Annotated in this window: 23 protein-coding genes; 8 read left to right on the top strand and 15 right to left on the bottom strand. The window is 48.6% G+C overall.

The window, feature by feature from the left end; genetic code table 11:
• The first annotated feature begins 15 nt into the window (after nucleotides 1-15).
• Genes thrB through ung form a run of 3 tightly spaced genes read left to right on the top strand, consistent with a single transcriptional unit; the run spans nucleotide 16 to nucleotide 2921 of the window.
• Nucleotides 16-966: a homoserine kinase gene (gene thrB, locus J3369_RS15650; protein WP_349588552.1), complete on the top strand. Its 951-nt coding sequence runs from the start codon at nucleotides 16-18 to the stop codon at nucleotides 964-966.
• Between the two features lie 18 nt (nucleotides 967-984).
• On the top strand, nucleotides 985-2268 hold the full coding sequence (gene thrC / locus J3369_RS15645; RefSeq protein WP_349588550.1) for a threonine synthase: 1284 nt from the start codon (nucleotides 985-987) through the stop codon (nucleotides 2266-2268).
• Nucleotides 2265-2921: a uracil-DNA glycosylase gene (gene ung / locus J3369_RS15640; protein WP_349588547.1), complete on the top strand. Its 657-nt coding sequence runs from the start codon at nucleotides 2265-2267 to the stop codon at nucleotides 2919-2921. The genes thrC and ung overlap by 4 nt, the downstream gene beginning before the upstream one ends.
• Before the next feature lie 59 nt (nucleotides 2922-2980).
• On the opposite strand, the gene J3369_RS15635 is transcribed toward ung, so the two are convergent.
• The 3 genes from J3369_RS15635 to tal form a co-directional block, all read right to left on the bottom strand.
• A complete protein-coding gene (locus J3369_RS15635; protein WP_303572827.1) occupies nucleotides 2981-3157 on the bottom strand; it encodes a DUF3545 family protein in 177 nt (58 codons plus the stop codon).
• A gap of 230 nt (nucleotides 3158-3387) precedes the next feature.
• Entirely contained in the window at nucleotides 3388-5037 is a 1650-nt protein-coding gene (gene pgi / locus J3369_RS15630; protein WP_349588545.1) for a glucose-6-phosphate isomerase, read from the bottom strand.
• Between the two features lie 30 nt (nucleotides 5038-5067).
• Nucleotides 5068-6027 (bottom strand): transaldolase, encoded by a 960-nt coding sequence (gene tal, locus J3369_RS15625; RefSeq protein ID WP_119502237.1) that lies wholly within the window; start codon nucleotides 6025-6027, stop codon nucleotides 5068-5070.
• A gap of 350 nt (nucleotides 6028-6377) precedes the next feature.
• On the opposite strand from tal, the gene yaaA reads away from it, so the two are divergent.
• Complete coding sequence (gene yaaA / locus J3369_RS15620) at nucleotides 6378-7154, top strand: peroxide stress protein YaaA (RefSeq protein WP_349588543.1); 777 nt, start codon at nucleotides 6378-6380, stop codon at nucleotides 7152-7154.
• A gap of 21 nt (nucleotides 7155-7175) precedes the next feature.
• Here the strand turns inward: yaaA and J3369_RS15615 are convergent, their stop codons facing one another.
• The 4 genes from J3369_RS15615 to J3369_RS15600 all read right to left on the bottom strand — a co-directional run bounded on the left by J3369_RS15615 (nucleotide 7176) and on the right by J3369_RS15600 (nucleotide 11540).
• The gene (locus tag J3369_RS15615; protein ID WP_349588541.1) at nucleotides 7176-8363 is read right to left on the bottom strand and encodes a pyridoxal phosphate-dependent aminotransferase; all 1188 of its coding nucleotides are present in this window, start codon (nucleotides 8361-8363) and stop codon (nucleotides 7176-7178) included.
• A 366-nt stretch (nucleotides 8364-8729) separates the two neighbouring features.
• On the bottom strand, nucleotides 8730-9263 hold the full coding sequence (locus tag J3369_RS15610) for a hypothetical protein (protein ID WP_349588538.1): 534 nt from the start codon (nucleotides 9261-9263) through the stop codon (nucleotides 8730-8732).
• Nucleotides 9264-9265: 2 nt separating this feature from the next.
• Nucleotides 9266-9772, bottom strand: a complete 507-nt coding sequence (locus J3369_RS15605; RefSeq protein WP_349588532.1) for an RNA polymerase sigma factor — start codon at nucleotides 9770-9772, stop codon at nucleotides 9266-9268.
• Nucleotides 9773-10541: 769 nt separating this feature from the next.
• Nucleotides 10542-11540 (bottom strand): NADP-dependent oxidoreductase, encoded by a 999-nt coding sequence (locus J3369_RS15600; RefSeq protein WP_349588529.1) that lies wholly within the window; start codon nucleotides 11538-11540, stop codon nucleotides 10542-10544.
• Nucleotides 11541-11686: 146 nt separating this feature from the next.
• Between J3369_RS15600 and J3369_RS15595 the strand changes: the two genes are divergently transcribed.
• Nucleotides 11687-12322, top strand: coding sequence for a glutathione S-transferase family protein (locus tag J3369_RS15595; RefSeq protein WP_349588526.1), 636 nt, complete (start codon nucleotides 11687-11689; stop codon nucleotides 12320-12322).
• A gap of 28 nt (nucleotides 12323-12350) precedes the next feature.
• Here J3369_RS15595 and J3369_RS15590 read toward each other — a convergent pair whose 3' ends face one another.
• From J3369_RS15590 to J3369_RS15575, 4 genes are all read right to left on the bottom strand, one after another.
• Nucleotides 12351-12755: a DUF4426 domain-containing protein gene (locus J3369_RS15590; protein WP_502877473.1), complete on the bottom strand. Its 405-nt coding sequence runs from the start codon at nucleotides 12753-12755 to the stop codon at nucleotides 12351-12353.
• A gap of 115 nt (nucleotides 12756-12870) precedes the next feature.
• Nucleotides 12871-13416: a YggT family protein gene (locus J3369_RS15585; RefSeq protein ID WP_119502229.1), complete on the bottom strand. Its 546-nt coding sequence runs from the start codon at nucleotides 13414-13416 to the stop codon at nucleotides 12871-12873.
• Between the two features lie 27 nt (nucleotides 13417-13443).
• On the bottom strand, nucleotides 13444-14265 hold the full coding sequence (proC, locus tag J3369_RS15580; RefSeq protein WP_349588521.1) for a pyrroline-5-carboxylate reductase: 822 nt from the start codon (nucleotides 14263-14265) through the stop codon (nucleotides 13444-13446).
• A 50-nt stretch (nucleotides 14266-14315) separates the two neighbouring features.
• Nucleotides 14316-15002 (bottom strand): YggS family pyridoxal phosphate-dependent enzyme, encoded by a 687-nt coding sequence (locus tag J3369_RS15575; RefSeq protein ID WP_349588519.1) that lies wholly within the window; start codon nucleotides 15000-15002, stop codon nucleotides 14316-14318.
• A 28-nt stretch (nucleotides 15003-15030) separates the two neighbouring features.
• Between J3369_RS15575 and J3369_RS15570 the strand changes: the two genes are divergently transcribed.
• Genes J3369_RS15570 through J3369_RS15560 form a run of 3 tightly spaced genes read left to right on the top strand, consistent with a single transcriptional unit; the run spans nucleotide 15031 to nucleotide 17523 of the window.
• The gene (locus J3369_RS15570) at nucleotides 15031-16068 is read left to right on the top strand and encodes a type IV pilus twitching motility protein PilT (protein WP_119503450.1); all 1038 of its coding nucleotides are present in this window, start codon (nucleotides 15031-15033) and stop codon (nucleotides 16066-16068) included.
• 10 nt (nucleotides 16069-16078) lie between these two features.
• Entirely contained in the window at nucleotides 16079-17194 is a 1116-nt protein-coding gene (locus J3369_RS15565; protein WP_119502226.1) for a PilT/PilU family type 4a pilus ATPase, read from the top strand.
• An 8-nt stretch (nucleotides 17195-17202) separates the two neighbouring features.
• Nucleotides 17203-17523: a putative signal transducing protein gene (locus tag J3369_RS15560; RefSeq protein WP_303572837.1), complete on the top strand. Its 321-nt coding sequence runs from the start codon at nucleotides 17203-17205 to the stop codon at nucleotides 17521-17523.
• Between the two features lie 9 nt (nucleotides 17524-17532).
• Here the strand turns inward: J3369_RS15560 and ruvX are convergent, their stop codons facing one another.
• From ruvX to J3369_RS15540, 4 genes are all read right to left on the bottom strand, one after another.
• Complete coding sequence (gene ruvX / locus J3369_RS15555) at nucleotides 17533-17949, bottom strand: Holliday junction resolvase RuvX (RefSeq protein WP_119502224.1); 417 nt, start codon at nucleotides 17947-17949, stop codon at nucleotides 17533-17535.
• Nucleotide 17950: 1 nt separating this feature from the next.
• A complete protein-coding gene (locus tag J3369_RS15550; RefSeq protein ID WP_349588515.1) occupies nucleotides 17951-18517 on the bottom strand; it encodes a YqgE/AlgH family protein in 567 nt (188 codons plus the stop codon).
• Nucleotides 18518-18523: 6 nt separating this feature from the next.
• Nucleotides 18524-19480: a glutathione synthase gene (gene gshB, locus J3369_RS15545; protein ID WP_349588512.1), complete on the bottom strand. Its 957-nt coding sequence runs from the start codon at nucleotides 19478-19480 to the stop codon at nucleotides 18524-18526.
• Nucleotides 19481-19581: 101 nt separating this feature from the next.
• A complete protein-coding gene (locus J3369_RS15540) occupies nucleotides 19582-21012 on the bottom strand; it encodes a sensor histidine kinase (RefSeq protein WP_349588509.1) in 1431 nt (476 codons plus the stop codon).
• Between the last annotated feature and the right edge of the window lie 64 nt (nucleotides 21013-21076).

Here is a 21076-nt window from a genome sequence, read left to right as displayed (position 1 = left end):
TGAAGGATGAGTAGTATGAAAAACACCCGCGCTTATGCGCCAGCCTCCATCGGCAATGTAAGTTTAGGTTTTGATGTGTTGGGTGCCGCACTGGCACCCGTTGACGGCACTGAGTTAGGCGATGTTGTAGAAGTTAAAGATGCAGATGCATTTTCTCTGACCGCCACCGGCCCGTTTGCCCACAAGTTACCGGCTGGTGCCGATAACAACATTGTTACCTTGTGCTATGCCCATTTCTTTGAAGAAATGGTAAAAGCCGGCAAGCCCACCCGTCATGTTGAACTGATTTTGCATAAGAACCTGCCCATTGGCAGCGGCCTTGGCTCCAGTGCCAGTTCTATCGTTGCAGCCTTTCATGCACTGAATGCACACTTTGATTATCCCTTTGATGAGAATGCGCTTCTGTTAATGATGGGCGAACTGGAAGGACAGATTAGCGGCAGCATTCATTATGATAATGTTGCTCCCTGTTATCTTGGCGGATTAACCCTGATGACCGGCAATGATGCCGAAGTGACGGTGAAATTACCGGTTATCGGCAGCTGGTACTGGGTTGTGTGCTACTCTGGAATAAGTGTTTCCACATCGGCGGCCCGGAATATTTTGCCGAAAGAAGTGGCGATGGCAAATACGCTGACTTTTGGTCGTCAACTGGGCGTGTTCGTGCATGCGCTGCACGCGCAGAACGCGGGCCTGGCAGCCAGTGTGATGCAGGATGTAATAGCTGAACCTTACCGCAAGTCATTATTGCCCGGCTTCGACGAGGCCAGAGCGTTCAGTATGGAAAATGGTGGATTAGCATTCGGGATCTCCGGTTCTGGTCCGACAGTATTTGCTGTCTGTGACGATGCTGAAAAAGCCGAAGCGATTCGTGAATGGCTGCAGGCCAATTACGTACAAAATGAAGATGGCTTTAGCCACGTTTGCCGGATCCCTGATAAGGGTGCGGTAGAGCAGCAAGTGTAAAGATTAAAGGTATCCCAGGTGGAATTAGTAAATTTAAAAGTAGCATCAGACACCGCTTCCTTTTCAGAAGCAGTAAAGCGCGGTTTAGGTCAGGAGCAGGGCTTATATTTCCCTACTGACATTCCGAAATTAGACGACATCGACGGCTTGCTCAAAAAGCCTTTCGTTGAGCGCAGCACAGAAGTGCTTACCGCCTTAATCGGTGATGAGCTGGGCGAAGGCACCATTGGCAGTATTGTTGAAGAGGCGTTTACCTTTCCGGCTCCTGTGGTCAGTGTAAATGACAAAGTCGCCACACTGGAATTGTTCCACGGTCCTACACTGGCGTTCAAAGATTTCGGCGGCCGTTTTATGGCGCAGGTGCTTTCCCGCATCAGCAATGGCGAACCCATTACTATTCTGACCGCCACGTCCGGTGACACCGGTGCCGCTGTTGCCCACGCGTTCCACGGTATCCCGAATATCAATGTGGTGATTTTATTCCCGAAAGGAAAAATCAGTCAGCTGCAGGAAAAACTGTTTACCACTTTGGGTGATAACATTCATACCGTTGCTATCGAGAGTGATTTCGACGCCTGTCAGGCGATGGTTAAACATGCGTTTGACGATCCGGATATACGTGAAGGTTTGCATCTGAATTCAGCAAATTCTATCAACATCAGCCGTTTGCTGGCACAGGTTTGTTACTACTTTGAAGCGGTTAGCCAGCTTACGCCGGAACAGCGTGAAGAGTTGGTTATCTCGGTGCCGAGCGGTAACTTCGGTAACCTGACAGCAGGTATGATTGCCAAGTCTATGGGCTTGCCCATTAAGCGTTTTGTTGCGGCAACGAACTTGAACGATACGGTTCCCCGTTACCTGAAAACCGGCGAATGGGCACCCAATCCGACGGTTGCAACCATGTCTAATGCAATGGATGTCAGCCAGCCAAACAACTGGCCCCGCATCGAAGCGCTGATTGAGCGTGGTTACCTGGATAAGTCGTGCCTGCGCGGTGAATGTGTCGATGAAGAATATACACAAATCGCCATGCGTCAGCTTGCGCAGCAGGGGTACACCAGCGAACCTCATGCTGCGATTGCTTACCGTGCGGTAAGTCACGATCTGGCGGACAATGAGTATGGCCTGTTCCTTGGTACTGCACATCCGGCTAAATTCCGCGAAACCGTTGAGAATGTTCTCGGACAACCTCTGAGCCTGCCTCAGGCACTGGTAGAGTGTTCGAGTAAGGAAAGCCAGGCTGTGCCACTGCCAGCTGACTACGAAGCGCTTAAAGCGCACATGTTCTCTATATTGAAATGACAACCTGGCAAGATGTGCTGGGACTTGAAAAGTCCCGGCCTTATTTTAAATCATTGATGGCCAGGGTTGATGAGGCCAGGGCTGCATCAGTGGTGTTTCCTCCTGAACCGGATGTATTCAATGCATTCGCTCTCACCCCCCTGAATAAAGTGCGGGTTGTGATCCTGGGACAGGATCCCTATCACGGGCCGGGACAGGCGCACGGATTATCTTTTTCCGTAAAGAAAGGCGTAAAGCTGCCACCATCGCTGAAGAATATCTGCAAAGAACTGGAAACGGATATTGAAGGGTTTTCTATGCCTTCTTACGGCGATCTCACGTCGTGGGCTGAGCAGGGTGTATTGTTATTAAATACCGTGCTGACGGTAGAGCTGGGGAAGGCACACAGCCACGCAAAGTTTGGCTGGGAAACGTTTACCGATCACGTCATAGCCGCCATTAACGAACACACCAGCAACGTGGTGTTCCTGTTATGGGGCAGTCACGCGCATAAGAAAGGCGCAAATATCGACAAACAGCGACATCTGGTACTGGAAGCACCACATCCGTCTCCGTTGTCGGCCTACAAAGGTTTTTTCGGGTGTCAGCATTTCAGTCAGACAAATGCCTGGCTGCGCAAACACGGTAAACCTGCCATAAACTGGCAGATATAAAAACCTGCAGGGTGATATAACGAAAAACGGCCACCTGATATCAGGTGGCCGTTTTCATTTTATCTTTCCATCGATTCCAGTTCGTACTCAAAACCGTAGTCGATTTCTGCCAGTTCTTTTTCCAGTTTGAACCTGTCCTGTAAGGCTTCGATCTCTCTCCATTTTCTTTTCTTGCTTTTAGTTTTAGCCGGAGTTTCTTCAATATTTAACATCGCAAACAGATCTGACTTATCCACTAGGATCTCCTTTTGTTTACCACTAACATCAGTGTCAGAGTTGAATGTTTTTTCATCCTTCTGACTACTTTTGTATCACAGTCGCCACGATAATAAAACGATTAAATTTACCTTTTATTAACAAAATGTGACGATTGCATGACAGCGTGTGGTTTGCCCAGTGAAAACGGCCAGTAAAAACCGGCCGTTTGTCAGATGCACCTATTTGGCGTAAACCAAATTAACTTTCCTTAAGTTGGTGCATTGGCGTTTCTGAAGCGATTAATGAGTTGCCGGGTAGAAGCGTCAAACGCGTCGCTTTCTGCTTTACCCTGAATGCCGTCAAGAACCTGATTACCAAGCACTTTTCCTAACTCGACACCCCATTGATCAAAGGAGTTTACCTGCCAGATAACGCCCTGGACAAATACCTTATGTTCATACATTGCAACCAGCGCGCCAAGTGTTTGCGGATCCAGTTTTTCGAACAAAATTGTATTGCTGGGTTTATTTCCGGGCATCGTTTTATGCTGTGCCAGTGCTTTGCGCTCATTTTCATCAGACACCTTACCTTCAAGATCAGCGTAGCATTCTTCGAAGGTTTTTCCCTGCATAAGTGCCTGAGTCTGACCAAAGCAATTCGATGCCAGCATGGCATGATGCGTGTCGTTCTGATTAGGCACATTCAGCGGCAGCATAAAGTCTGCGGGGATGATAGAGGTACCCTGGTGGATTAACTGATGGAAGCTGTGCTGACCATTTGTGCCTTCACTTCCCCAGATAACCGGGCCGGTTTCCCACTCAACCACATCGCCGTTCTGCGTGACCTGCTTACCGTTACTTTCCATATCAAGTTGCTGCACATAAGCTGGCAGTCCACGAAGATAATGATAGTAAGGCAACATGACGTGAGACTGCGCATCGAAGAAATTACGATACCAGACGCCGAGAACTGCAAGAATAACGGGCAGGTTGCTTTCAAATGGTGCATCACAGAAATGTTTGTCCATTTCATGGGCGCCTTCGAGCAAGCCTTTGTAGTTTTCAAAACCCAGTGCCAGTGCGATGGGTAAGCCAATCGCAGACCACAACGAGTAGCGTCCGCCAACCCAGTCCCACATGGGGAAAATGTTTTCTTCCGCAATCCCGAACTCAGTGGCTGCTTTAACGTTTGAAGATACGGCAACAAAGTGTTTTGCAATATCTTCCTGAGTGCCGCCCTGTTCCAGGAACCAGGCTTTCGCACTTAAGGTATTCTGCAACGTTTCCTGAGTGGAAAACGACTTGGAAGACATGACGATTAACGTTTCTTCGTGATCCAGAGACGTCAGCACATCATGAATGTGACAGCCGTCTACGTTTGCCACAAAGTGCACTTTAACGGCATCATGGGTGTACGGCTTCAGCGCTTCAGTCATGATTTTAGGGCCCAGGAATGAACCGCCGATACCAATGCTGACCACGTGTTTCACAGGTTTGCCGGTATAACCTTTGTGTTCACCGGAATGCACTGAAGCCGTAAAGGCTTCAATCTTGTCCAGCGTAGCCAGCACTTCCGGCATCACATCTTCACCGTCAACCATAACGGGCTTGCCACTGAAGTTACGCAGCGCTGTATGCAGTACAGCACGTTTTTCAGTGTTGTTGATGGTGTCACCGTCAAACATGGCTTTACGGTGAGTGTCCACGCCCTGAGCTTTCGCCATTGCAAACAATTGTGCAAGGGCTTCTTCGTTAACACGGTTTTTTGAATAGTCAATAAACAAACCACAGGCCTGCGCCTGCATGGTGTCTGCACGCTCAGGCTGCGCGTCAAACCAATCACGCATGTGAGTCTTTTTGATGTCTTCTGCCAATTTCGACAAATTAGCGAAAGCTGGCTGTTGGGTAAAATTTGTCATTGTCTGAATGTTTCCTGATACCAGCGAAGATTATTGACCCAGTTTTTCTTTCAGCATGGTTTCCAGTTTTTCCTGGTCAGCTGCAAAGTTGCGGATCCCTTCTGCCAGCTTTTGCGTCGCCATGGCATCTTCGTTCATGTCCCAGCGAAAACCTTTTTCGTCCAGTTTGGCGCCCGGCGTTGCTGTGGCACCTTCGTCTTTCAGTTTCACAGGCAGCGCTTCAGTACTGTTTTTGAGTTCTTCCAGCAGATTCGGGCTGATGGTCAGACGGTCGCAACCGGCCAGCGCCTGAATTTCACCGATGTTACGGAAGCTTGCGCCCATGACTACCGTGCTGTAGCCATGCTCTTTGTAGTAGTTATAGATGCGGGTTACTGAAACCACACCCGGATCTTCTTCTGCGGTGTACTCTTTCTTGTCAGTGTTGGCTTTATACCAGTCAAGAATACGGCCCACGAAAGGAGAAATAAGATAGACACCGGCTTCCGCGCAGGCACGTGCCTGAGCAAAGCTGAATAACAGTGTCAGGTTACACTGGATCCCTTCCTGCTCGAGGATTTCAGCAGCCTTGATACCTTCCCAGGTGGAAGCGATTTTGATCAGAATACGTGACTTATCGATACCTTCATCGTTGTACAGTTCAACCAGACGTTTTGCTTTAGCAATAGTCGCGTCGGTGTCGAATGATAAACGGGCATCTACTTCTGTAGAAATACGACCCGGGATTACGCCGGAAATTTCTTTACCGATAGTAACGGCAAGCTTGTCAGAGGCATCTGTTAACTGCTGAGCCGGATCCTGTGACTGTAATTTAGCCCATGCCACTGCATCGTCAATGTAACCCGCATATTCAGGAATACCTGCGGCTTTAAGTAAAAGAGACGGATTCGTCGTAGCGTCTACAGGCTCGTATTTTTTGATCGCTTCGATATCGCCGGTATCGGCAACGACGGTAGTGATTTCGCGCAACGCGTCTAATTGATTGCTCATCGTTTCTCTCTGAATGTGTGACCTAAATAAATGAACAGCCCGCCAACGGAAGGGGCAGACTGATTGAATATGTTGGTTGTAAACAGCTGAATCAACCACTATGTAGGGTTTGTATGTCCGGACGGTTAAACCAGATCGAATTTAGTAAATTTATAACAGACTGGCGGGTTAAATAACACAGCAAAGCGCTAAATTATCCCGCTATAGCATATAAACATAACGGTTTGGCCCCAATCCGGCGGGTAAAAGGGCAAAAACGCGGGGCAGACCGTGATATTCTTTGCGCCGGAGTTTGATAAGCCCGATGAATATGTTACTGCGGTGTCTGATAGTAAAGAGGAAATTGAATTATGTTAGTTGTTGTTTCACCGGCTAAGAATCTGGATTTTGAAACGCCGGTGCCGGTAGCGTCGTTCACGCGGCCTGCCATGTTGACATCTGCTGAAGCACTGGTAGAAACCTGCCGGAAACTGACGCCGGCAGACCTGTCTTCTTTGATGAAGATCAGCGATAAACTGGCGACACTGAACGCCAACCGCTTTGACTCTTTCACTACCCCGTTTACCAAAGACAATGCACGTCAGGCGCTGTACGCCTTTAACGGCGACGTGTATACGGGCTTAGATGCTTATTCATTGTCTGAGCAGGACGTTGAATATGCACAGCAACATTTAAGAATGCTTTCCGGCCTTTACGGTCTGTTGCGTCCGCTGGACTTAATGCAGCCTTACCGCCTGGAAATGGGGACCCGCCTTGAAAATTCTAAGGGTAAAAATCTGTATGAATTCTGGGGAACAGATATCACCCTTGCGCTGAATAAGGCGCTGGAAGAGCAGGGCGACAATGTACTGATTAATCTGGCTTCAAATGAGTACTTCAAGTCAGTTAAGGCGAAGTCGCTGGACGGCATGATCATTACGCCACACTTTAAAGATAAGAAAAACGGTCAGTATAAGGTGATTAGTTTCTTTGCTAAAAAGGCGCGGGGATTAATGGCCAGATATGTGATTCAGAAACGTATTGAAGACGTAGCGGGCTTAAAGGCGTTCAGCGAAGCGGGTTATGTCTTTTCGCCAGAACAGAGCACTGAGACGGATTTGATATTTTTACGGGATGAGGCTGAATAAGCCTCACCCCGCCACAGACACTTAAGCCAGTACTTTATTTAATGCGGCTACACAGGCATCGGTTTCTTCCGGTGTACCCACGCTGATGCGTGACCAGGAATCATAGCCTGGCCACGTACGGCCAACTACTTTGATACCTTCATCTTTCATCTTCGCAGCAAACTGTTCGTGGGGCATGCCAGTATCCACGTAGATGAAGTTGCCCTGCGGATTTTTTGCGTAAGGACGACCCAGTTCTTCAGCAACCTTCGTCAGTTTAGTACGCTCGGTTTTGATGCGGTCGCGCATGGTGTTCAGGTTTGCATGGTCGTCCATACTCGCCATTCCGGCCACCAGTGCCAGATAGTTAACACCACCCATACGCAGTTTTCCACCCAGAGATTTAGCCTGATCTGCCGGCATAATGGCATAACCTAAACGTTGTCCTGCCATAGCATGAATTTTTGAAAACGTACGACAGATAACCACGTTATGCCCTTCGGCAACCAGCTTAGATTGCACGTTTGCCGGATAGGCATCAGACATTTCAATGTAGGCTTCGTCGATGAACACCTGCGCTTTTTTCGATACCCGTTTGGCAAACGCTGTCAGTTTGGCAGGGTCGACCATGCAGCCGGTGGGGTTGTTGGGGTTACATACGTACACAGCCGTGGTTTCGTCAGTAACTGCAGCTTCAATGGCATCTAAATCGAAACCCATTTCTGAATCCAGAGGCACGTAGGTGACATTGGCACCCATGAACTCGGCGCCTCGGGGAATACCTTCATAAGTGGCCATCGAGGTAACGAGGTTATTACCGTTTTCAGTTATCCACTCTGCATAACCGAATAAAATAGGTGATGAACCATTCGTAACAACGATTTGGTCTTCAGAGACACCTTCCTGCGCGGCAATTTTCTTTTTCAGCACATCGACAGTAGCATCGGTGTAACGGGCAAGATTAAAAAGTTCACCCTGCATCGCTTCAACGGCCTTCTGTGAGGGGCCGAAGGCATTTTCATTCGAAGACAGACGAACCAGACCGTCATTGACATTTGGCGTTGCAGACGGGAAATGTTCAGTTTTCATTCCCGCTGCCTGCAGATCTTTTACACCGGTATCGAAACAACCCGTAAGGGCAACTGCACCCGCACCTAAACTAAATGTTTTTAACCATTTACGGCGCGAAGCACCTTCAGCAGAAATGTTCCCGGTTAATTCTTCAGACATGAGTTCCCTCTTATTTTGGGTAGTGGTAGTTGAATGACCAGTGTTTTCTTATTGTTATCACCTGGGTGTACGTACTCATGTAATGCAACAGATATTCCAGAAACCTGTGAGGCATGCCGTTCGGCTGTTAATGGAGGATAAAGCGCCGTTTAATAGCGGTGAAGTGCCGGTTTAAGCACAAAATCAGTGGCAGATGTGGGCCGGCAATGCAGGAAATGTTCTAATCTGATGCGGCACTTGAACCAAAATGGTGAAAGGCTTATCAGTAAAGGTAATAACGCCGGCTGTCTTTATATGAAGATGAAAAGTGCGGGCAGCAAAGCCACATAAGTGGCAGTATCAGCTCAGGACATCTCATCGATTAGCTTAAGCCTGGCGGGTAATTTCTTTTTCAAAATGGCATACCGCACCCAAACCGCTGCCACAATCGCGCCGTTTACAGCAAGCTGGGTTAACCACATCGTCCAGGTGGCATACAGAATAATGTTGATAACGGAGATGATAAGTAAGGCGCCAAAAAAGACCTGCACATGCCAGTGCACTGTACCACCAGTAAGTGACCTGTCGCTGATATTGATGGCGTTTAAACGTAAGCATACTGCTCACATCTGTGGTTTCCATCTGCCATTGTTTCTGTCTGAAAGAAAAGCTCCAGATGCCGAAAAGCAGTGCAACGGGCGACAGCGAGCCAATGCCCCACATTTCCCAATTAGATGTGGTCAGGAAAAATGCAGTGTAAGCAGCATAAATGGATACAGCGACAGCCATGCACAGATCGATATACGCTTTTACTTTCATATTGCGCTGCGCCCGTGTCACCTGCTTTATCAGCTTTTCTGCATCAACGTTGGGTGTCGCCGCTTTAAAGGCCTTTTGCCATTGTTCAAACTGCGGATCCATGATTAATTCCTGTTTATTATTTGTTCTAGTTGCTTTCTTGCACGGTGCGAGCGCTGTGCAGTGGCATCCTCTTTAAGTCCCGGTACATTGCCAATTTCTGCGAAACTGAATCCTTCCAGTTGCAATGCAATTACCTGGCGGTAGGGCAAAGGAAGCTGGTGAAGTGCTGTCATGAGATCGATGGCATTTTCCTGATGCGCATTTTTCTCCTGTAATTTATGGTCAAACAACATTTCGTCTGATGAAGGACTTTCATGCCGTCGCAGCTCTTTGAGAACATGGTCTACCGCGCGATTGTGGGCGATACGTGTAATGTACGTTTTAACACTGGCTTCGCCGCGAAATGCAGATGTTCCGCTTTCACTGCTGTCGAGCACACGCCAGATTGCAACAGACATATCCTGAATCAAGTCTTCCTGTAAGCCTTTGTCTGCTTCATGGGTGGCAGCAATCCGCGCCAGTAAGGGCGTGAACTGCTGCAATAGCTGAGTGATTTGCGATGCATCCAAACTGGCAATCCCTGCTTATTGTTCCGAAAGATAGCGCTGATGCTATCACGTACCGCACGCAACGGGTTCCGGCATGCAAAGAAAATTCTGGCAGGAGCAAAAATAAGCAGGGTCATCAGGGGAACGGCTGACGCGAAAATCAGGCTAAGATGCCAAACCTCAATGCCAGTCCCGCTCATATGAAAAAACATGGCCACTGCGTCATCACCTGCAAGTGCGTATGCCACAGCAAATTGTTGTGCGGCTACAATTACTCCGGTCGCACTGTACACTGCCACAGACAACCAGTTTTTTGCAGTAAATACTGATTTAAGTGAAAAGGCACTGTGATGGTGAAGATAGCTGAGAACCGGCCAGACTGAGGCGACAACAAATGCTCCGGCCCATTTCGACAAGATCATTCCGGCGGGGCCCGGAATGAGTTGAATACAACCCGAGATAATCATTGGCAGAAGGCAGAATAAAAAAAGCTTAACAGGTGCCGTTTTGAACAGGGCCCATCCTTCAGCCAGCCAGATGTAAGCTTCAGAGAAAGAGTATTTAGTTTTTAAATATGCCGGTATTCTGTTGCGGGGTATAGAGCTGGTATTCATTGTCACGGTATTTTCCTCTTTTTGTCAGATGACTGAAGTGATTCAGTTAATTCCATAGACGAGGAGAATCCGGAGATCCTGACAAAACTTTTTTAATTTTTTACATTAAACCGTGAAATGTATGGAGAAAGTCGCAGGAAAATGCAGCCCTGCGACCTTCTCTCAAAGAGTAATAATTAAAGTTTTACAATCATTTTCCCTGTGTTCTTGCCGTCGAACAACATGTTCAGGCCGCTCTGTGCATTTTCCAGCCCGTCAATGATATGTGCCCGGTATTTAATCTTGCCCTGCTGCACATAAGGTGTGAGCTTTTCGAGCAATTGCGGGATCTCGCCCCAGTGATCAGGCATAGCAAACCCCTGAATGGAGATTCGTTTTTTGATAAGCGGGATCCAGTTGGGGCCGGGGGAAGGGTTGTCGGACTGGTAATCTGCAATCATTCCGCAAACGACAATGCGCCCGTGTTCGTTCATCCGGTTAACGATAAGCTGTTGTACAGGGCCGCCGGTGTTTTCAAAAAACACGTCAATACGGTTGGGGGTGAGGGCATCCAGCTGCGCTTTAAGGTTATCCGTCTTGTAATTCACTGCGCCGTCGAAACCTAATTCATTAACAATCCAGTCTGCTTTCTCATCGCTGCCCACGACGCCGATTACCCGTAATCCGTCAGCTTTACCTAGCTGACCAACGATGGATCCCACAGAACCTGCAGCGCCGGTTACAATCAGGGTTTCACCGGCCTCAGGTTTGCCGAACTTATATAACCCCGTGGTGGCTGTCAGACCGGGTAAGGCAAACACACACAGGGCCATCTCTTCGCTGATCCCGGGTTGTAACTTGTTGAAGCCCTTACCATCACTGACAAGGTATTCCCGCCAGCCTGTCATACCCATCACTTTGTCGCCTTCAGAAAAATCGGGATGGTTAGATTTAATGACTTCACCCACACCGCTGGAGCGCATTACCTCACCGAGTTCCACGGGCGGGATGTAACTTTCTCTGTCTTCACTCATCCAGCCCAGCATGGCGGGATCCAGCGACATATGCGTTTGTCTGATCAGTATTTCACCCTCACCGGGCACCGGAACCTGCTTTTGCTCTGTGCTGAACAGAGATGCGTCAATCTGACCTTTCACCGGACGTTTAACGAGTTTGATTTCTTTATATTCAGACATAATGCCTCCTTTAACCGAATACAAAGAGTGTGGGGATGAAGTTTGCGCTTGCAATAGTCACATGGGATAACGGAACAAATTGATGCGCTGAAGCCGGTGATTTGTGTATAGTTTCAAACAATCAAAATCACCGGACAGGAGAGGGTATGTATACATTATACGGATTTGCAAAAACGCGTTCAGTGCGTGTGGCATGGGCACTGGAAGAGTTAGGCCTGCCTTATGACTACACGTTTATTAACTTACGTAAGGGGGAGCATAAATCAGCAGATTTTCTCGCGCTTAATCCGGCGGGTAAAATTCCTGCACTGATGACAGACTGCGGGCCAATGAGCGAATCTGCCGCCATCGTGACCTGGCTGATGGATAAGCATGGCTATGAAGAATTTATGCCGGTATTGGGTAGCAAGGCGCGTATGCTGTACGAACAGGCAATGGCATTTGTGATAACAGAGCTGGAGCAACCGTTATGGAACATGGCAAAGCATGACTTTGCATTACCGGAGGCACAGCGTCTTGAAGACATGAAAGATGTCAGTATTTACGAATTCGGTTTGGCGCTGAAAGGGTTTTCTGCGTTGCTCGGAGACCAGGATTTCCTTACCGGACACATGTTCAGCGGAGTAGATATTGTCGCCGGACATGTGCTGTCATGGGCGAAAGGGTCTGGTATGGATTTAACGTTTGATAATGTGAAACAGTACGCAGAGCGGGTACTTTCCAGGCCCGCCTATGAGAAGGCCTGGAGAAACGAAAAAGCGCATATGCCCGCATCGCTGTAACATCGCACTGACAGTTTGAAGCAGGAGATTACTCGACGAACATCTCCTGCTGAAACTTTAGTGTCTGAACTTCATTGCCCCGCTGAATAACGACGTTGAAGCGAAAGGTTTCTCTGTCATTAAAGGAAAGCGGGGCAAGATAGTAAATCGCTTCGCCTTCTTTAACCCGTTTAAAATTCAGTGTTTTGCTGTTACCTAAAAGGTTTCTCGCCTGACCCTTAACGGACACGACCTGAGCTTCTCCTGTTGCGCTGTCGAGCACTGAAATATTCACCAGCGCATTATATTTACTGCGCACAATGCCGTAATTTTGCGCGGTTTCCGGGGTGAAAAACGTGGTGTTCACTACGATGTAATGTACATCCCATTTTCCCAGCGTTTGTTTTTGTTCGGCTAATGCCACAGGGGCGGTTAACAGTAAAGTTAAGAGCAGGCAGAGGGCCGGCAGACGGGCAAGGTAGTTCACAGTGTCTTCACCAAATTCAACTAATCACACAAAATCAGTACAGAAACAAAAAAGGGTAGCTAAACCGCTACCCTTTTAAAACTTAGTATAAACCAAACGTATTTTGCAAAAGGATTTGCAGGAACTGTAATCCGATAATGGCTATCAATACCGATAAATCCAGACCACCAATGGGCGGAATAATACGGCGGATAGGTGACAGAAATGGCTCTGTTAGTTGATACATCACGTACTCAATAGGATTTTGTCCCTGCGATACCCAGCTGAGGATGGCGCGGATAATCAGGATCCAGAACATCAGCGAGAGGGTTTCTTTCACTACGGTTAAAAACGCCAGCAGGATAATAGATGCCGGATTGATGTTTCCACTGCCAAACAGCATGACCAGCGTCACAAACTTCAGTGCCGCGACAAGCAGGGCAAGCACGAACGTTGCCGTATCAAAGTTACCGACAGACGGGATGATACGGCGAAGAGGCCCCACTATGGGGTGTGTTGCTTTAACGATAAACTGGCTGGCCGGGTTATAAAAATCTGCCCTGACCAGTTGTAACCACAATCGTAATATCACCACCATCAGATACAAATCAAACAAGGTACTGATAAGAAAGACCGACGCGTTGCTCATTAACTGTTTTTCCTGTGAAGCTTAAACTTAAAGTTGTTTCGCCATTTCTTCGGCTCTGTCGACTGCGGCACGCATGGCTGCGCTAACCGTGTCCTGCAAGCCTTTATCGATAAATGTATTGATAGCAGCAGCGGTTGTGCCGCCCTTAGAAGTAACCTGAGCTCTTAACTCGCTTAATTCAATATCCGGATTGTGACAAACCATTTCAGCCGCACCCAGCATGGCTTGCTGAACCATGTTTCTGGCGGTCTGCGCATCAAAACCCATTTTCATGGATTCTTCCTGCATGGCCTGCAGAAACAGGAAGAAGTACGCAGGGCTGCTGCCTGCGGCGGCGATGACGCCGTTAATACCGTCTTCTTCCTTTACCCAAACCGTTTCACCCACTGCGCCCATGACGTCGTCAGCGTACTGGCGGTCTGCGCTGCTTACTGTGTCGTCAGCGTACAAGCCCGTCATACCTTTGCCGATAAGGCTTGGAGTATTGGGCATAATGCGCACCACCGGATAATCGCCGCCCAGCATTTCCTGCAGGCGTGATACCGGCAAACCGGCTGCAATGGATAAAAACAGTTTACCGGTCAGGTCGTTTTTTTCCTGCAAGGCGGCAAGCATGTCGCCCATCATTTGTGGCTTTACCGCCAGCACAAGAGCATCGGCAAACTCACAGGCTTCATCATTCGACTGCGTGATCCGGATGCCAAACTCTTCCTGTAGTTTTTCCAGCTTGGGTGTTGAGGGATTACTGGCAAGAATATTGTCTTTGTCGTAGCCTGACTGGATAAGTCCGCTGATGATGCTGCGACTCATGTTACCTGCGCCGATAAATGCCAATTTTTTCTGTTGCATGAAAACCCTTATGTATTGCGTTTAAAACTCGTGAATAGCGACCCGGTCAATCAGCTACGCGCACCAAAAATAGCGCTGCCTACTCTGACCATGGTAGAACCGTGTTCAATGGCGGCTTCAAGATCGCTGCTCATTCCTACGGACAGGGTATCAAAATCGCTCAGCTTTTGTTGATATTCCGCGAATAATTCAGCCAGCGTGGTCAGGGTTTGCGCCTGTTCTTCCTCGTCCGGAGAGGCTTTCGGTATCGCCATCAGCCCCCGCAATTTCAGGTTGGACAACCCGATGATAGTATCAATCAGGGCTGGCAGTGCATTGATCTGAATGCCTGATTTACTGTCTTCATCATCGATATTAAGCTGAATGCACACATTCAGTGGCGGCATGTGAGAGGGTCGCTGGTCGTTCAACCGGCGGGCAATCTTTTCTCTGTCCACTGACTGCACCCAGTCAAAATGCTCTGCAACGACTTTTGTTTTATTCGATTGCAGCGGGCCAATCATATGCCATTCAATATCAGTGAGCGCAGACAGATGCTGAATCTTTTCAACGCCTTCCTGTACGTAATTCTCACCAAACAAACGTTGTCCCGCTTCATACGCCAGGTTGATATCAGATACCGGTTTAGTCTTGCTGACCGCTAGTAATTGCACGGATTTTGGAGGACGATGCGCATTGGCAGTAGCTTGTTCGATTCGCGATTGGGCGGATTTCAGTCGTTCTGCTATTGTTTGCATTAATCATCTGGTGTTTGGAGACGTGGTTGTGGATATTACCGAACTTTTGGCTTTCAGTGTTAAAAATAAAGCTTCCGATTTGCACTTGTCGGCAGGGCTGCCGCCGATTATTCGTGTCGACGGGGAAATGCGCAGACTGAATATCCCTGAGCTTGATCACAAGCAGGTACATTCGCTCATTTATGAAATCATGAATGACAAGCAGCGCAAGGAATATGAAGAGAATCTGGAAGTTGACTTTTCCTTTGAAGTAAAGGATTTATCCCGTTTCCGTGTTAACGCCTTTGTACAGAATCGTGGTGCTGCTGCGGTACTTCGTACCATCCCCAGTAAAGTATTATCACTGGATGATATTGCAGCCCCGCCCATTTTCCGTGATTTGATTGATCAGCCTACCGGCCTTGTACTGGTGACCGGTGCGACGGGTTCGGGTAAAAGTACCACGCTGGCAGCCATGATTGATCACATCAATAACACTAAACGGGACCACATTCTTACCATTGAAGATCCCATTGAATTTGTTCATGAAAATAAGATGAGTGTTCTGAACCAGCGTGAAGTGCACCGCGATACACACAGCTTTTCTAACGCGTTACGTTCGGCGCTTCGTGAAGATCCCGACGTGGTGCTGGTGGGCGAGTTACGGGACCTGGAAACCATCCGTCTTGCGATGACCGCAGCGGAAACCGGTCACCTGGTATTTGGTACGTTGCACACCAACTCAGCGCCGAAAACTATCGACCGTATTATTGACGTTTTCCCGGCGGAAGAAAAAGCAATGATCCGCTCCATGTTGTCAGAATCATTACGGGCAGTTATTTCACAAACCCTGATGAAAAAAGTCGGCGGTGGCCGGGTAGCGGCACATGAGATTATGGTGGGCATACCGGCAATCCGTAACCTTATCCGTGAAGACAAAGTGCCTCAGATGTATTCGGTTATCCAGACCGGTCAGGCGCACGGTATGCAAACCATGGATCAGGCACTGCAAAAACTGGTTGCATTAGGCGTTGTGAGCCATCAGGATGCAGCGGCGAAATCCACCGATAAAAATAAAATGATGTAGGAGATAAAGGGTGAAACTGCAGGGGTATTTTGAGAAAGCGACAGAACTTGGGGCTTCGGATATTTTTATTACCGTAGGTTTCCCTGTCAGTGCCAAAATAGACGGGCAGCTGACCCCGTTAGGTGATGAGCCGTTATCTCAGTTTCAGGCCAAGGAACTGGTTCAGAGTGTGATGGAAGAACGTTACATCCGCGAACTGAATGAACTGAAAGAAAGTAACTTTGCAGTTGGTATTACTAATGTTGGACGTTTTCGTTGCAGCGCATTCTGGCAACGGGACTCCATTGGTATGGTCGCCCGCCGGATTGTCACAGAAATTCCTAAAGTGGATGAACTGGGGCTACCTGCGGTGCTTAAAGACATTATCATGAGTAAACGTGGCCTGGTGCTGATGGTGGGGGCTACCGGTACCGGTAAGTCTACCTCGCTGGCGGCACTGATTGACCACCGCAATCACAATTCCAAAGGGCATATCCTTACTATTGAAGATCCCATCGAGTTTATTCACCGGCATGGTTCCTGTGTGGTGACACAACGTGAAGTGGGCATTGATACCATGAGTTTTGACGACGCATTGAAAAGCTCTCTGCGTCAGGCACCCGATGTGATCCTGCTGGGCGAAATCCGCTCTATGGAAACCATGGAATATGCCATGTCATTTGCTGATACCGGCCACCTGTGTGTCGCGACTCTCCACGCTAATAATGCTAACCAGGCGATAGAGCGCATCATGCACCTTGCACCTAAAGAAATGCATAACAAGCTGCTGTTCGATCTGAGTTTGAACCTCAGGGCCATCGTTGCCCAGCAACTGGTGCCGAAAAAAGACGGCAAAGGCCGGGTAGCTGCCATTGAGATTCTGCTTAATTCCCCGTTTGTGGCCGATCTTATTCAGACAAACCGTACCGGTGAGTTAAAAGATGCCATGAAGAAAGGCAAAGAAATGGGCATGCAGACATTTGATATGGCGCTGTATGAATTGTTTAAAGAAGATCGGATCACCTATGACCAGGCCATTCATCATGCCGATTCACCGAATGATTTGCGTCTGATGATCAAACTGGACAGCAGTGAAGGCAATGAGCTGGGATCTTTGTCCGGCGTGTCCATCGATATGGATGACTGACTCTTCCGATGCTGAAGTTATTTGGTCATGACGACCGTTTTCTGGTTCAGCAGGTTCGCTCTGAGCTGGATGTCGCCCGTATTCCTTACCTGGTAAAAAATGAGTATGCCGGTGGTGCGGTGGGCGAACTTCCCTGGCAGGAAACACAAATGGAATTGTGGCTGCTTGATGAGCAGTGGTTCGGCAAAGCGAAGGGAATCGTTGATGCGCTTACCCCAAATAGTAATAAAGGGGAGAACTGGCAGTGTACCCATTGCGGGGAAGAGAACGAAGGGCACTTTTCACTGTGCTGGCAATGTCAGGCCGTGAAAGCAGAGCCGGCTTACTGACCGGCTTTCTCAGTACTGATTTTCTGCCCAACTGGTGAAAATCACGCAGGCAGAAACGCTGTCGACTTTATCTTTAGTCAGTTTCTTATAGCCACCTAATTCGAACAACATAGCTTTGGCATCCGCCGTGGACAACCGTTCATCCCAGGTCTCCACTTTTACGTTAAAGCGGCCGTGAAGGCGGTTTGCAAAGCGTTTGGCCAGTTGCGTCACCGGTTGTTCAGTACCGTCCATATTCAACGGCAGCCCGACAATGACGAGATCCGGTTGCCACTCATCATAGATCCTTTTAACCTTTTCCCAGTCCGGCACACCATCCTGTGCTTTCAGGGCGGCAAGAGGAGAAGCTGTACCGGTTATCTCCTGACCAACAGCCACGCCAATACTTTTTGTGCCAAAATCGAAGCTTAAAACAGTCCGGCTCATATCAGGCGTGGCCAACCTGCGGCGTAAGCTGCCATACATCCACGCCCAGTTTCTTCACAGCAGACTGCCACTTCTTGTGTACGGGCGTATTGAACAGAATGTCTGTGTCGGCTTCCACCGTCAGCCAGGCATTTTCCTGCATTTCCTTCTCAAGCTGGCCGGCTTCCCATCCCGCATAGCCCAGCGCGATGATCGCATGCTCAGGGCCCTCGCTGTGACCGATGGCAGAGAGAATATCTTTTGAAGTGGTCACAACAACACCCGGTGCCATTTTCAAACTGGAACTCCAGCCGCCGTCATCAGAGTGGAGCACGAAACCGCGCTCCTGACTGACCGGTCCACCGGCCAGCACAATATGCTCTGACGTACTGTCAGCAAATTCCGTGTCTTTATCAGTTTGCTCAAGCAGTTCTTTCAGATTCATGTTCGATGGCTGGTTGATCACAATACCCATTGCGCCTTCACTGTTATGTTCGCAAATGTATGTGATAGACCGCGAAAAGTAAGGGTCTTCCAGTGACGGCATTGCGATCAGAAAGTGATTTTGCAAGGACTTCAGTTCTGTCATTCAACGTTACCTCAAAGCTGCCAGTTTAGTTTCTATAGCATCAAACAATTTACCCATAATGCTGAAATCGAAATGGGCTTCAATTTCACGGACACAGGTGGGGCTGGTGATATTTATCTCTGTAATACGATCGCCAATCACATCCAGACCAACAAACAAAATGCGGTGCTCTTTCAGTACCGGCGCAATCGCGTTCGCCAGTGCTTTATCAGACTCACTGACTGCCTGGGGACGGCCGGTACCGCCGGCTGCCAGATTACCCCGGGTTTCTCCCTTTGTGGGTAAGCGCGCCAGACAATAGGGCATCACTTCACCGTCTACAATCAGAACCCGTTTGTCACCCTCTTTAATGGCCGGCAGATATTCCTGCACCATCATCTGTTGGGTCCCGTTTTTGGTCAGGGTCTCAATGATGACGCCCAGGTTATTACCATCGGGTTTTACCCTGAAAATCGATGCGCCGCCCATGCCGTCCAGCGGTTTACAAATAATATCCTGATGTTCTGCGTGGAAATCCCTGACCAGCCGGGGATTACGGGTTACCCGTGTTGCCGGAATTAAATCCGGGAACCAGGAGGTAAATAACTTTTCATTGTAATCCCGCAGCGCCTGAGGATTGTTGACTATCAGCGCGCCTCCGGCTTCCGCTAAAGAGAGCATTTGTGTGGCATACAGAAATTCACTGTCAAAGGGCGGGTCTTTTCTCATCAGCAGAACATTGATATCTGCCAGTGCTATGGTCTCCCGTGGCGACAATGAATAGAAATCCTGTGCCTGGTCCCGCACAGTAACTTTGCGCACGGAAGCCATTGGCTTGCCGTTATCCAGATAAAGATCGCTCATTTCCATATACAACAGGGTCGCGCCGCGTTTCTGCGCTTCCAGCATCATGGCAAAGCTGGTGTCTTTATGGGGTTTGACAGACGAGATAGGGTCCATCACAAAGCCGACTGAATAGCTCATCGGGTGATTCTCTTTTATGTAAACGGGGTAATACCTCTACTATGGCGTTGATATTGCTAAAATCAACACCTTTTCGCAGGTAATCATCGTGCTACATCGCGTTAGCCGGCGGTTTGTTCCGGAAAAGTGAAGATTATTTTATTGCCGCCTGACTGGCGCTGCACGATTTGCATGGTTCCGCCAAGACCCGCGGTAATTTGCTGATAGCACAATGCCAGACCTCCCGGTGCCGAATGCCGTCTGAGCAGAGTGGCTGCTGCCGGCCGCATGGCATTGTGAATCGTAGTGCGCGGAATGGCCTGTCCTTCATCTTCAACAATGTACCTGATCATCGGGTAAGTGCCATTGCTTGTTTTTGATGCGGAAAGCCAGATTTTTCCTTCGTTACGGTTGGGGTAGCTGTGATGGCACACGTTTAAAATCAGTTCGTTGAGTATTTGCGTAAACGTGCCGGCAGCAATAGTGGAAGTACAATCCGGGTCGATGTCGATACAGGCTTTAATATCAATATGCTTCGCTGTGCTGGCAATGACAGAAAGCATGGTGCCGGTGGCTTTCGCCAGGGAAATCTGCTTCACCGGATTGTGAGTGATAAGGCTGATGTAACCGGATAATTCATCCAGTCTGCGAACCGCTTCGCCGAGCATGTCTGAACCGGCTCCGGTTGAGCGGTTTAATGCATTATAAAATTGATTCAGTTCTTTACGGGAGAGTTGTTTTAAACTCACATTTCTTTTGTTCTGTGCGGTAATCACTTTTTGGAAGGAAAAAGTGGTCTTTACCACAGCCAGTAACGCTTCTGTTTCTTTGATTAAACCCGATGCCATGGGGCGGAAGGTTTTAGGTAGCGGACAACTGGCAAGAATATGCTCGGCCTCTGCCATCTTCATGGCCAGTTTTTCAGCGGTTTCTTTTAAATGCTTATTTTCTTCCTGCTGCCGGGAAACCTGCTTTTGTAAGATCCAGTTGGCGCTGTTTTTTCCTTGCTGATAATCACAGTAAGCAAAAATTTTACTCAGGTTTACCGCTACGGCCTGATAGTGGGCAATGGTATGGGGATCCGGAGTTTGCTTCTGACCACCGGTGACCGCCAGAGTCCCGATACAGTTATTTTCACGGATCAGGGGGAATGACCAGCAACTGGTGATCCCGACTTCTGCCATTTCAGGTGAAAAGTCCTTCCAGTTAGGATGGGCTGCAATGTTATCGATGAAAAAGGGCTGGCCTGTTACGGCCGCCGGCCCGCAAGCGCCTTCCTTTTCACACAGTTTCATTTCGTGAATGGCGCGAATAAAATGCTCAGGCAGAGAAGGGGCGGCTAACAGGGATAAGCTGCCGGTTTGCGGTACAACCTGCATGACTGCAAAACGGAAACTGTTGGTGTGCTGTTCCAGGAATTGCAAGTAGAAGGTCACCACCTTCGCCAGAGGCTGACCGTCGAGAATACGTTCAAGGCAGGCACTGTAGACCTGATCTAAATTCAACCTGCCGGAGGCGGTGGCCGGATTACCGGCGGAATGTACGAGATACATAAGCTTTTTATTGTTTTTCTGGCTTAGTTATTTTTTAACCTGTTTTAGCATACAAAACAAGTAT

The organism is Alteromonas sp. NFXS44 (assembly GCF_040148705.1).
GTDB lineage: Bacteria > Pseudomonadota > Gammaproteobacteria > Enterobacterales > Alteromonadaceae > Alteromonas.
This window is presented reverse-complemented; position numbering and strand designations above follow the sequence as displayed.

Coding starts and splice junctions, on each gene's coding strand:
- J3369_RS15585 (WP_119502229.1), bottom strand. CDS start 13,416: ATGAGCAACGCGTCGGTCTTTCTTATCAGTACCTTGTTTGATTTGTAT.
- J3369_RS15560 (WP_303572837.1), top strand. CDS start 17,203: ATGCTGAAGTTATTTGGTCATGACGACCGTTTTCTGGTTCAGCAGGTT.
- J3369_RS15550 (WP_349588515.1), bottom strand. CDS start 18,517: ATGACAGAACTGAAGTCCTTGCAAAATCACTTTCTGATCGCAATGCCG.
- J3369_RS15615 (WP_349588541.1), bottom strand. CDS start 8,363: ATGTCTGAAGAATTAACCGGGAACATTTCTGCTGAAGGTGCTTCGCGC.
- tal (WP_119502237.1), bottom strand. CDS start 6,027: ATGAGCAATCAATTAGACGCGTTGCGCGAAATCACTACCGTCGTTGCC.
- thrB (WP_349588552.1), top strand. CDS start 16: ATGAAAAACACCCGCGCTTATGCGCCAGCCTCCATCGGCAATGTAAGT.
- yaaA (WP_349588543.1), top strand. CDS start 6,378: ATGTTAGTTGTTGTTTCACCGGCTAAGAATCTGGATTTTGAAACGCCG.
- J3369_RS15540 (WP_349588509.1), bottom strand. CDS start 21,012: ATGTATCTCGTACATTCCGCCGGTAATCCGGCCACCGCCTCCGGCAGG.
- J3369_RS15600 (WP_349588529.1), bottom strand. CDS start 11,540: ATGTCTGAATATAAAGAAATCAAACTCGTTAAACGTCCGGTGAAAGGT.
- J3369_RS15610 (WP_349588538.1), bottom strand. CDS start 9,263: ATGGATCCGCAGTTTGAACAATGGCAAAAGGCCTTTAAAGCGGCGACA.
- proC (WP_349588521.1), bottom strand. CDS start 14,265: ATGCAACAGAAAAAATTGGCATTTATCGGCGCAGGTAACATGAGTCGC.
- ung (WP_349588547.1), top strand. CDS start 2,265: ATGACAACCTGGCAAGATGTGCTGGGACTTGAAAAGTCCCGGCCTTAT.
- J3369_RS15595 (WP_349588526.1), top strand. CDS start 11,687: ATGTATACATTATACGGATTTGCAAAAACGCGTTCAGTGCGTGTGGCA.
- pgi (WP_349588545.1), bottom strand. CDS start 5,037: ATGACAAATTTTACCCAACAGCCAGCTTTCGCTAATTTGTCGAAATTG.
- gshB (WP_349588512.1), bottom strand. CDS start 19,480: ATGAGCTATTCAGTCGGCTTTGTGATGGACCCTATCTCGTCTGTCAAA.
- J3369_RS15575 (WP_349588519.1), bottom strand. CDS start 15,002: ATGCAAACAATAGCAGAACGACTGAAATCCGCCCAATCGCGAATCGAA.
- ruvX (WP_119502224.1), bottom strand. CDS start 17,949: ATGAGCCGGACTGTTTTAAGCTTCGATTTTGGCACAAAAAGTATTGGC.